This window comes from Pseudomonas sp. CF161, from assembly GCF_000416215.1.
In the GTDB taxonomy this organism is placed as follows: domain Bacteria; phylum Pseudomonadota; class Gammaproteobacteria; order Pseudomonadales; family Pseudomonadaceae; genus Aquipseudomonas.
This window is the reverse complement of sequence record NZ_ATLP01000126.1, coordinates 242,946-254,538: the sequence shown is the minus strand read 5'-3', so window position 1 is coordinate 254,538 and position 11,593 is coordinate 242,946. Positions and strand designations below refer to the sequence as shown.

Annotated in this window: 9 protein-coding genes; 1 reads left to right on the top strand and 8 read right to left on the bottom strand. The window is 65.0% G+C overall.

Annotation, left to right across the window (positions count from 1 at the left end; translation table 11 throughout):
* A partial coding sequence (locus CF161_RS31405) for a thiamine pyrophosphate-binding protein (protein WP_020300672.1) occupies nt 1-697 on the bottom strand: 697 nt, incomplete at its 3' end.
* 126 nt (nt 698-823) lie between these two features.
* Here CF161_RS31405 and CF161_RS31400 point away from each other — a divergent pair.
* Nucleotides 824-1,720, top strand: a complete 897-nt coding sequence (locus CF161_RS31400; RefSeq protein ID WP_020300671.1) for a LysR family transcriptional regulator — start codon at nt 824-826, stop codon at nt 1,718-1,720.
* Here the strand turns inward: CF161_RS31400 and CF161_RS31395 are convergent.
* The 7 genes from CF161_RS31395 to CF161_RS31365 form a co-directional block, all read right to left on the bottom strand.
* Nucleotides 1,717-3,045, bottom strand: a complete 1,329-nt coding sequence (locus CF161_RS31395; protein WP_020300670.1) for an MFS transporter — start codon at nt 3,043-3,045, stop codon at nt 1,717-1,719. The two genes, CF161_RS31400 and CF161_RS31395, sit on opposite strands and share 4 nt — an antisense overlap.
* 1,272 nt (nt 3,046-4,317) lie before the next feature.
* Nucleotides 4,318-5,730 carry an aldehyde dehydrogenase family protein gene (locus CF161_RS31390; RefSeq protein WP_020300669.1) on the bottom strand — a complete coding sequence of 471 codons (1,413 nt, stop codon included), beginning with the start codon at nt 5,728-5,730 and terminating at the stop codon, nt 4,318-4,320.
* 10 nt (nt 5,731-5,740) lie between these two features.
* A complete protein-coding gene (locus tag CF161_RS31385) occupies nt 5,741-6,784 on the bottom strand; it encodes a homoserine dehydrogenase (protein ID WP_020300668.1) in 1,044 nt (347 codons plus the stop codon).
* Between the two features lie 511 nt (nt 6,785-7,295).
* On the bottom strand, nt 7,296-7,733 hold the full coding sequence (locus CF161_RS31380; protein ID WP_020300667.1) for an Lrp/AsnC family transcriptional regulator: 438 nt from the start codon (nt 7,731-7,733) through the stop codon (nt 7,296-7,298).
* Nucleotides 7,734-7,755: 22 nt separating this feature from the next.
* On the bottom strand, nt 7,756-9,135 hold the full coding sequence (thrC, locus tag CF161_RS31375) for a threonine synthase (RefSeq protein WP_043231027.1): 1,380 nt from the start codon (nt 9,133-9,135) through the stop codon (nt 7,756-7,758).
* A 16-nt stretch (nt 9,136-9,151) separates the two neighbouring features.
* Complete coding sequence (locus CF161_RS31370; RefSeq protein ID WP_020300665.1) at nt 9,152-10,042, bottom strand: LysR substrate-binding domain-containing protein; 891 nt, start codon at nt 10,040-10,042, stop codon at nt 9,152-9,154.
* Nucleotides 10,043-10,084: 42 nt separating this feature from the next.
* Nucleotides 10,085-11,533 (bottom strand): amino acid permease, encoded by a 1,449-nt coding sequence (locus CF161_RS31365; RefSeq protein WP_020300664.1) that lies wholly within the window; start codon nt 11,531-11,533, stop codon nt 10,085-10,087.
* Nucleotides 11,534-11,593 lie beyond the last annotated feature (60 nt).

The window sequence follows — 11,593 nt, the reverse complement described above, 5'->3', positions numbered from 1 at the left end:
CCCAGGCCGGCATCCGCAGTTTTTCCGCAAGCTGCACCGCCAGATGGTTGCTGCGGCTGCCATCGACATCCGGCCCCAGCACCAACACCGGGTTGCGCGCCGCCGACAGGCGCTCGCCCAGTTGCTGCAACTGCGCCGACGACGGCAGGCCGGCGCTGTGCACCTGGCGCCGCGCCAGGTGCTCGACCCCGGCCGGGGCTTCGCAGGCCCAATCGTCATAGGGAATCGACACATACACCGGCCCCCGTGGCGCCAGGCTGGCCATGTGGATCGCCTGGCTCAGGGTGCGCGGCACGTCCTGGGCCGAGGCCGGTTCGTGGCTCCATTTGACCAGGGGTTTGGGCAACTGCGCGGCATCGACATTGGCCAGCATCGCCTCGACCCCAATCATCGAGCGCACCTGCTGGCCGGCAGTGATCACCAGCGGGCTGTGGGAGTACCAGGCGTTGGTCAGCGCGCCCATGCCGTTGCCGGTGCCGGCGGCGGCATGCAGGTTGACGAAGGTGGGCTGGCCGGTGGCCAGGGCAAAGCCGTCGGCCATGCCCACCACCGCGCCTTCGTGCAGGCCGAGGATGTAGCGAAAGTCCTCGGGGAAACCCTTGAGAAACGGCAGTTCATTGGAACCGGGGTTGCCGAAAATGGTGGTCAGGCCTTGCTCGCGAAGAATGTCGTAGGACGCAGAGTGAACGGTTTTCATAGGGACCCTTGGCGCTGGTTTTTAGATTTTGAGTTACTCTTGCAGCCGCCACGCAATTGATCAAATCGATACTATCTCTATCTAAAATAAGAACGGTCTATATCCAGATCGGCAGTCCGAGGCGCCATGAGCCACATCGACCTGAACCTGATCCGCACCTTCGTCACCCTCTACGAAGCCCGCAGCGTGACCCTGGCCGCCGAGCGCCTGTTCGTCACCCAGCCCTCGGTCAGCTACGGCCTGGCCCGCCTGCGCGAACTGTTCGACGACAAACTGTTCAGCCGCACCCGCGACGGCATCCAGCCGACCTTTGTCGCCGAACAGCTGTACCCCAACCTGCGGGACTGCCTGACCCGCATCGAAAGCGCGGTGCAAAGCACCCGCCAGTTCGACCCAGCCAGCACCGAGCGGCGCTTTCGCATCGCCCTCTCCGACCTCGGCGAAATGGGCTTTCTGCCATTGATCCTGGCGCGCCTGAACCGGGACGCGCCCCTGGCCGAAGTCGAGGTGCTGCCCTTGCAGGTGGACCAGGTCGGCGAGTGGCTGGCCAGCGGCAAGATCGACGCCGCCATCTGCCGCCACCCGGTGCCCGGCACCCGCAGCCAGGTGCTGATGCACGAACGCTACGCCTGCCTGCTCAGCGCCAGCCACCCGCGCATCGGCCGGCACTTGAGCCTGGAGCAGTTCCTTGGCGAACGGCACGTCACCGTGACCCGCACCACCGGTCACGGCAGTGTTGAAGACGTGCTGAAAAACATGAATGTGGAGCGCCGGATCAGCCTGCATGTGCCGCACTTTTCAGTGCTGCCCAAGATCATCCCCGGCACCGACCTGCTGGCCGTGCTCCCGGCGCAGATCGCCCGTCTGTTCATTCACGAGGGCGGCCTGCAGATGCTTGAATTGCCGTTCCAGGTGGCCGAGTTCGACGTCTCGCTGCACTGGCACCCCAACAGCGACAGCTCGGCCGCCCTGCGCTGGTTCTGCGCGACCATCGCCGAGGCGATCATCAGCGGCCAGGCCTAGGCAATGGCCGGCGCGGGGCTCGATTGCGCCCCGGGCTTGAGCAGCAACAGGCACCCGGCCGCCAGCACAAACACGCTGGCGAACACCCCGTACAGGTGCAGCGGCTGCCAGCCGCCATCGAGCAGGAAGCCGGCCACGGTCGGCGACAGGATCGCGCCAATGCGCCCAATGCCGATGCCCCAACCCACCCCCGTGGCGCGCACCGAAGCGTCGTACACCACCGGCGACAGCGCGTAGAGCCCGGCCACGCAGCCATTGGAAAACAGCCCGATCAACAGCCCCAGGCCCAGGGCCGCGGCGATCGACGAACCGCTGCCGACAAACAGCACCAGCAACCCGGCGGTGATCAGCATAAACAGCGACAACACCCGGGTCAGGGGCCAGCGCGAAGCCAGGCCGCCGATCAGCGCCGCACCGAAGATCCCGCCAACGCTGAGCAGCACCCCGCCGGTGATCCCCTGTTGCGCCGAGAGCCCGGCGGCCACCAGCAGTTTTGGGGTCCAACTCATGACGAAGTAGAAACCAAACATCACCAGGAAAAACAGCAACCAGATCACCAACGTGGTGCGGCGCATGCCTGGGGCCAGCAACTGGCCAAAACCGCTGCGCGCACCGGGCTCTTTGGCCAACGGTGCCGGCAGTTGGGCCAGCGCCGGTTGCTCCAGGCGCTGGGCCAGACGGTTGATGCGCGCCAAGGCATTGGCCGGGCGCCGCGCCAGCAGAAAGTCCAGGGACTCGGGCAACCACAGCAGCACCAGCGGGATCACCAGCCAGGTCACCGCACCGCCAAACAGAAACACCGAGCGCCAGCCCCAATGGGTCAACAACCACACCGCCAGCAACCCGCCGAGGGTCGCGCCCAGGGCATAACCGGTGGACTGCAGACTCACCGACAAGCCGCGCCAGCGCTTGCTCGAATACTCACTGGCAATCACGTTGCTGCTGGCCAGGATGCCGCCGATGCCGAGCCCGGTGAGGCCGCGCAGCAGTGCCAGTTGCAACGGGGTCTGGCTCAAGGCCGAAAGCAGCATGCCCAGCCCCGACAGCGCCAGGCACAACAGGATCAGCGGGCGCCGCCCAAAGCGGTCGGCCCAGGGCGCGATAAACAAGGAACCGGCCGCCATGCCAAACAGCCCGGCACTCAGCAGAAAGCCGATTTGCGCGCCATTGAGCCCCCACTCGGCCGAGACCGAAGCCGCGGTAAAGGCCATCACCAGCACATCGAAGCCGTCGATCATGTTCAGCACAATGCAGATGCCAATGGCCAGGCATTGGAAGCGACTCATGGGGCCGTTATCGACCCGCTGTTTCAGATCGAGGCTCATGGACGCACCTCCAGGCCGGCCGCGACCCGAGGTGAAATAACAGGCAGACGTTTGCACACAGACAACAAGCGCACGCAACCCAGGCCGTTGCGCGCCATTGATAAGCCATTCATGACGAAACCCTTTTTGTAGTTTTTATCGCGGACGGTCAGGAGGGCTCCTGCCATCGCCAGGCCGCTAATAAAACCGTTAATGGATCCATTAACAAGGGTTGCCGGAAATGAAAAGCAGGGGTTCTGGGAGGAAAACCAACTGTGAAAAATCAGATTTCTTATCTAATTCAATGAGTTACCGATTTAACAGTGAGCGCGCATTACCGGGCGATTATCGGCCAGGGCTGTTTCGACCCCATAACCCCTGTGGCGCGGGACCTCTGCCTGACGATGAATCCCGATATACCGCAGGATTTTGTGGCTAGGGAGCTTGCTCCCGCTGGGTCGGCGTAGCCGCCCCAATCGCTGCAACTTCATTTCTACCGATCGTTCGCGGGGTCAGGTTTTACGGCCGCTGCGCGGCCGAGCGGGAGCAAGCTCCCTCGCCACAGGGGGGCTATACCTGGCGGTGAATCTTGAGGTGCCGCGGGCTTTTTTGGTTAGGGAGCTTGCTCCCGCTGGGTCGGCGTAGCCGCCCCAATGGCTGCGACTTCATTTCTACAGATCGTTCGTGGGCTCAGGGTTTGCGGCCGCTGCGCGGCCGAGCGGGAGCAAGCTCCCTCGCCACAGGGGGTTACGCACCACGGCAGCGGCGACAGGAAACCAGGCCGGCCGGAAGGCCGCCGTCTTGCTTTTGATTTTGATCTGAGCGCCCCGTTAAACCACGCTGGCCGAACGCAGGCAGTGAGCCGTAGGCAACCCGGCAGGACGCCGGGTTAGCCGCGCTGGGCCAGGGATGGCCCATCGCGGCGGCCCACGGATCAATGCCTTCGTTCGGGCATGCCGAGCCTAAGCGAGGCACCGAGTGGTGGGGCAAGAGCGTTTTGCTTACTTTTGCGCTCCTCTCAAAAGTGAGCCGCCGTAAGGGCGGAACCATTACCCGCCACACCCGCAAGAATGGATATGTACACCAGGGTTTACGAGCGTTACGCACTCGAGCGGGAGCAAGCTCCCTCGCCACAGGTGCTGTGAAACCCTGGGATACGCCGGGGAGAAGTGGGTGGTTGCATAGGGCCAGCGCAGCCTCGCAGGCTCGGCAGCGGCTACCGGCGACAAAAACACCGGGCAGGTGACCAAACCTGCCCGGTGCGCAACGACCCTTGACCTGTAACCGTGACCGCTAGCCCAGGGTGTTGAGGCACACCACTTTGGGCTGGGTCATTTCTTCGTAGGCGAAGCGCACGCCCTCACGGCCCATGCTGCCGTACTTGGAGCCGCCGAACGGCATGGCGTCGAAGCGGTAGTCGGATGAATCGTTGATCATGACCCCGCCCGCCTCGATGCGTCGTGCGGCGCTCATGGCGGTGGCCAGGTTCGAGGTGAAGATCCCGGCGTGCAGGCTGTATTCCGGTTCGTTGGCCAGTTCGATGGCTTCATCGAAGGTCTCGAACGGCTCCAGCACCACCACCGGGGCGAACACCTCGTTGCGCCACAGGCGGCTGGCGTGATCGACGTTTTCCAGCACGGTGGCGGCGTAGCACGAGGCGTCGCGCCGGTGGCCGCACAGCAGGCGTGCGCCCTGCTCCAGGGCTTCGTTGACCACCTGCTCGGCATTCTGCGCCGCCTGCACGCTGATCATCGGCCCGATGTCGCTGCTGGCCAGCAACGGGTCACCGGTCACCAACTGCTGCGCCAGGCCGACAAAACGCTCGCGGAACGCCTCGTAGATCGAGGCCTGGATCAACAGCCGCTGGGTGCCGATGCAATTTTGCCCGGCGGCCCAGAACGCACCGGACAGGCAACTGTCGACCGTCGCCTCCAGGTCGCAATCGCCCATGACGATCACCGGTGCATTGCCGCCCAGGTCCATGGCCAGCTTTTTCAGGCCGGCGCCGCGGGCGATCTGCTCACCGGTGACAAAACCGCCGGTGAAGGAAATCATCCGCACCTCACGGGCCGCCACCAGGGCCTTGCCCAACTCGGCACCGCCGGTGGCCACCGTGACCACCGATGACGGCAGGCCGGCCTCGACCAGGCATGCCACCAGCTTGAGGGCCGACAGCGGCGCCAGCTCCGACGGCTTGAGAATCACCGCATTGCCACCGGCAATTGCCGGGCCGAGCTTGTGGGCCACCAGGTTCAACGGATCGTTGTAGGGGGTGATGGCCACGATCAGCCCCAGGGGCTCGCGGGAGAACCAGCCCTGGCGCGACTCGGAACCTTCGTAAGCATCGAACGGCACCACTTCCCCGGCATTACGCCGGGCTTCCTCCGCCGACAGCTTGAGGGTGTTGACGCAGCGCTTGACCTCCTTTTGTGCCTGCTTGAGGGTCTTGCCGGCCTCGTCGACGATCAACCGGGCAAAAGCCGGGGCGTCGCGTTCGACATTCTGGGCCGCCTGTTCGAGGATCTGCGCGCGGCGATAACGCGGCAACCCGGCGCACAGCCGCGCGCCGCTGCGCCCCTGTTCCAGCAACTGCGGAACCTGGGCGGCACCCATGTCCTCGACGCTACCCACCAGGCTGCCATCAAAGGGGTTCAGTACATCAATCGGCGATTCGACAACCGCCAGGGCCAGACGCGATAGGTTCACAGGCCTTCTCCTAGTGGTGCGCAACGCGGCGATGGATGGCGATGATGTCCGAGAGCAAAGCGAACGCGGTTTCCATGCGCCCGGCGCCCGGCCCGGAGACCGTGACCGCGCCCAGCAGCTCGCTGTTGAACGACACCGCATTGGTGGCGCCGCTGATCCCGGCCAGCGGATGATCGTTGCCCAGCAGGCGCGGCTCGACGCTGGCGCTGACCGAACCATCGGCGTGGCGCGTGGCGGCGCCGATCAGTTTCCAGCGGGCGCCGTCGGCGCGGGCCTGTTCGATGTCGGCCAGGTCGAGGGCGGAAATACCGTTGCAGCTGACATCGCTGACGGTGAGTTTGGCGCCCAGCAACTCGTTGGCCAGGATCACCACTTTGAGGCGTACGTCATGCCCTTCGACATCGGCCGTCGGGTCGGCTTCGGCGTAACCCAGGACCTGGGCTTCCCGGACCGCCTCGGCAAAGCCCAGGCCACCTTCCATGCGGGTCAGGACGTAATTGGAGGTGCCGTTGAGGATGCCCTCGAAACCGCTCAATTCGCTACCAGCCAGGGTCTGCTTGGCCAGGCGGATCACCGGGGTGCCGCTCATCACCGCGCCTTCGTATTCGAAGCCGACGTCATGGCGCAGGGCCAGGGCCTTGAGCTCTGGACCGTGCAGGGCGATCGGGCCCTTGTTGGTGGTAACCACGTGCTGGCCGTTTTCCAGGGCCCAGCGGCAGAACGACGTGGCCGGCTCGCCGTCCACCGGGTTGGTGAAGGTGGCCTCGGCAATGATGTCGGCGCCGGAGTCTTTGATCACCGCCGCGTTCTGCGCCTCGGCGCTGCCGCCCGGCAGTTGGGCAAAGGCCCCCTTGACCGCTGGCAGGCGTGCCAGCACCCCGGCATCCAGGCCTTCGCGGCCGATCAGCGAGCCGAGGAACAGGTCGGTCACGCCGACGATTTTCAGGGTGAAACCGAGCTCGGTTTTCCAGCGCGCATTGCGCTCGGCAATCAGTTGGGCCAAGGCCCGGTTGACACCACCGAAGCCCACCAGCGCGATTTTGTATTCAGTCATTTTGTTATGGCCCTTGATCCGGGTGAGGGGTTGTTGGGCACTAGATTAGGGACCCGGCCAGGGCAGTGAAATAGGCCAATTTGCTCTATTTATTGAGCGTTTTGACCAAGGCGCGACCCGTGTTCAGGGCCGGGGAAACCTGGAGCCGCTGCCGACAGGCCGCGCTGGTCATTGGGAGCGCCGAGGGGTCGCAGGTACAGGGAGGGGTGGTTGGGCTCGCAGGCTCGATAGCGGCGTGTACCGTGACGAGGGAGCTTGCTCCCGCCGGGCCGGGCTGGCGCTCCAGCGCGAAGCGGCCCCAAAACAGGTACCGCGTGCATTCAGGCAGAACCGGGTAGCGGGTTTACGGCTGCTGCGCAGCCGAGCGGGAGCAAGCTCCCTCGCCACAAGCAGGTTGCCGCGGGGCTACGATCGGACGCTGGCCCTGCAAAACGATGCGCAGCACTTGATGCACAACCGGCGTATGGGAGGGCCAGCACAGCTGCGCTGGCTGGTGCCTTGGGCGATGGGGTTACACCACCGAGGACAGCACGAAGGAGGTCACGGTGTTTTCGACGCCGGGCAGCGCGGCGATGTCGTTCCAGACTTTGTGCACGCCTTGGGCCGAGGCGGCGCCGACGCGCAGCATCAGGTCGAATTCGCCGCTCATCACGTCGCACTGGGTGACTTGCGGCATGGCGCGCAGGGCTTGCAGGACTTCAGCGCCGCGCATGCGGTCGTAGCGGTAGACGAAGATCACCGCATTGATCGTGGCCGATGCCTGCCGCCCTTCCCCTTCACGCACGGTGTAGCCCTGGATCGCGCCGTCGCGTTCCAGGCGCTCGATGCGCTGGCGCACGGCGTTGCGCGACAGGTTGACCTTGGCCGCCAGCTCCGCATGGGCAGCCCGGGCATTGAGCCGCAGCTCGGCGATGATGCGCTCATCCAGCGAGTCGAGAATTCGCTTCACAGAACCTCCCGGTGCGGCGCGTTCACAGCGCGCCCAGCCGTTGATGAATGATGTCCAACTGGTCCGGACGCAGCCGATACACCTGGTCCGGCGCCGAGGCCGATGCCACGGGCCGGTCCGGCGGCCCCGGGATCCCCAACTCCGCCAGCAACAGCGCCGACTTGCCCGGACAGATCTCGCCCAGGGTCACCATCGGCGCCACCAGGCTGCGTCGGTACAGGCGCGCCGCCAGCACCCCGGTGGCGGTGTGCGGGTCGATGACGTAGCCGGTGTCGCGGTACAGCGAGCTGATCTCCTCCAGGGTCTGGTCATCGCTGACCGCATAGGAGTCGATGATCATCCGCGCCTGCAGCCAGAACTCGTTGCCGAGGGTCATTTCGCCGCTGGCTTCGAACGCCGCCATCAAGCCGCTGACCGCCTGGCCGTCGTGGCCGTAGAGCTCCCAGAGGAAGCGCTCGAGGTTGGAAAAGATCGACAGGTCCATGGCCGGCGACAGGGTTTTATTGGCCCGTGAACGGGAGTAGTGGTTCTTCAGGAACAGCTGGTGCAGCGCGTCATTCTGATTGGTGGCCACGATCATCTGGGTGATCGGCAGGCCCATCTTCTGCGCGATGTAGCCGGCATAGACCTCGGCGAAGCTCGCCGCCGGCACACTGAAACCGATGGGCCGCTGGCCGCCCCCCAGTTGCAGCACCGCATGAAAATAAAACACCAGCTGCGCCAGCACCCCGACCCAGTTGCTGGAGTTGAAACTGATGGCTTCATAGCCCGCGCAGGGCCAGTGCCGGAACAGCTGGCTGACGATGGTCTGGCACTCGTCGAAACTGCCCTCCAGCTCGAACCGGTGCACCCGGGGGTGGGCCACCGCCTGCAACTCCCGCAACTGCTGGGCCGGCACCGCCGCAGGCGGATAGAACACCACGACCTGGACCTGCTCGCAGTGCTTGAAGGCGTCGATTGCCGCCAGCCCGGTATCGCCATTGCTGGCCCCCAACACCACGCCGCGGCGCTGGCGTTTGCCCAGGAAGTACTGCACCAGCTGCGCCTGCAGGCGCGCGGCAAAATCCTTGGAGGAGCGGGTCGGCCCATGGAACAGCTCCAGCACCCACTCGTTGCGATCGACCTGATGCAAGGGCGCCACGGAGCGATGGCTGAAACCGCTGTAAGCCTGTTCCAGCAGTTGCCTGAGATCGGCATCGGGGATGGACTCGCCAACAAACGGGCGGATCACCCGATAGGCCAGCTCGGGGTAGGCCAGGGTCGACCAGTTGCCGATGTCCTGGGGGCTGAACAGCGGCAGTTCCAGGGGCACGAACAGCCCGCCGTCGTCGGCTATGCCGGACAACACCACCTTCTCGAAATCGGCCTGCAACGCCGAACTCCGTGTACTGACATAACGCATGGGTGGCTCCAGCCATCTATTTGAAACGGTGTGCCTGCTCGACCAGCCAGGTGGAAAACATCACGGCATCGGGGTGTTGATCGGCCCCGGAACCGCGTACCAGATAGAACGATTCGCTGGCTTCGATGCGCTGGGTAAACGGCTCGATCAAGCGCCCGTCAGCCAGCATTTCATCGACCATCGACGAGCGCGCCAGGGCTATGCCCTGCCCCAGCTCGGCCATGCGCAGGGTGGAAATCAGGGTGTCGAACTGCATGCCGGTGGACGAGTCCACACCCTCGGCGCCGACCATGTTCAACCAGTAGCCCCAGCCCTCTTCGTAACCCAGCACGTGCAGCAGCGGATGCGCGCCGACGTCTGCCGGCACCCGCAGCGGCGAGCGCGCCATCAGCGCCGGCGAACACACCGGAAACAGCGTGTCCCAGGTCAGGCGCTGGGACACCAGCCCCGGCCATTGACCGTGGCCCCAGCGGATTTCCATGTCGTCCTCGCCGTCCAGTTCCTTGACCCAGATGTTGCTGATGTAGCGGATATCGACGTGGGGGTGGGCCTGGCGAAAATCCACCAGCTTGGGCGCCAGCCAGTGCACGAAAAACGACAGGCTGCCGCGCACCTTGAGCGGCCGGCGCTTGTGCTGGCCGAAAATCTCGTTGGTGCCCACCGCCAGCCGGGTGATGGCGTCCTGCACCACCGGCAGGTAGGCCTGGCCCTCTTCGGTCAAGCCCAGGCCCCGGGGCAGGCGCTTGAACAGCGCCACCCCGAGGTGGCTTTCGAGCTGGCGGATCTGCTGGCTGACCGCGCCCTGGGTCAGGAACAGTTCCTCGGCGGCGTGGGTGAAGTTCAGGCAGCGGGCCGACACCTCGAAGGCCCGCAGCCAGTTCAGTGGCGGTAATGTCTTTTGCTTCATGACCCGAACCTCATTGACGCCCCCGGCACCGAACGCGCGTGTTCAACCCGTGGAGCGCGCCTGGAGCGCATCTGCCGGGTGTGCCGAGGAAGCAAGCGACAAGCGTCGCTCGCGGCTGGTGCGGGTAATGTAATACACGAAATAGCACCAGGCGATGAACGGCAAACCGAAGTACAAGGCCACGCGCTGCTCCGGGTCGAAGGCGATGCCGACACAGGCCAGGGCGCAGCACGCCAGCGCTCCCAGCGGCACCCAGGGGTAGCCGCGAACCCGGAACTTGAGGTCGCGGATATCCCCGCCATTGGCCACATAGTGCCGACGAAAGCCGATCTGGCTGGCGGCGATGCTCATCCACACCACCACCACCGCCAACCCGGAGATCGACACCAGCGCCAGGTAGATGGTGTCGGCGGCGAACACGCTGCTGAGCAACGACGCGGCGCCGCCAGCCATGCTCACGATGATCGCGTTGAGCGGCGTGCCCATGCGGGTCAGGGCCGAGAACTGCTTGGGCAGGTGGCCCTGGTCGCTCAGGGTCCAGAGCATGCGCGAGGCGGCATACAGCCCGGAGTTGGCGGCCGACAGCAGCGCGCTGATGATCACGAAGTTCATGATGTCAGCCGAGTACGGAATGCCGATGTAGGTGAACACCGTGACAAACGGGCTCTCCACCAGGCCGGCCTGCTCCCGGGGCAACAGGGTGGCGAGGACGAAGATGGTGCCGACAAAGAAGATCGCCAGGCGCAGCACGGTGGTGCGGATCGCCCGCGGCACATTGCGCTGCGGGTCCTTGGTTTCACCGGCGGCGATGCCGATCAGTTCGGTGCCGGAAAACGCGAACGACACCGCCAGCAAGGTCATGGCAATCGGCATGAAACCGGTGGGGAACAAGCCCTCGCGGGTGAAGTTGCCCAGGCCGATGCTGTGCACCTGATCGATCTGCAACAGGCCCAGAATCGCCCCGCCACCGATCAGCAGAAACACCACCACGGTGATCACCTTGACCAGCGACAGCCAGAACTCGGTCTCGGCAAACAGGCGCACCGACACCACGTTGGTCAGGAACACCACCCCGGCGAACAGCGCGCTCCAGATCCACACCGGGGTCTCGGGAAACCAGCGCGACATCAGGATGCCGGCGGCGGTGAATTCCGAGCCGATGGCCACGGTCCAGGTCAGCCAGTACAGCCAGGCCACGGTGTAGCCGGTGCCCGGGCCGAGAAAGCGTGTGGCGTAGGTGCTGAAGGAGCCGGTTTCCGGCATCTGCACCGCCAGTTCGCCGAGGCACATCATGACCATGTAGACCATCAGTGCGCCGATGATGTAGGCGATCACTGCGCCCAGGGGGCCGGCCTGGTTGACGGTGTAGCCGGAGGTCAGGAACAGCCCGGTCCCGATCACGCCGCCCAAGGCCAGCATGACGATGTGACGGGTCTGCATTTCCTGCTTGAAGCCGCTGCGCGCGGCGATTTGTTGTGGGGTACTGGACATGATTTTTCTCATGAAAGGGGTCAGGGCAAGGGTCGACGTCTGCGTCACAGACAGGGGCAG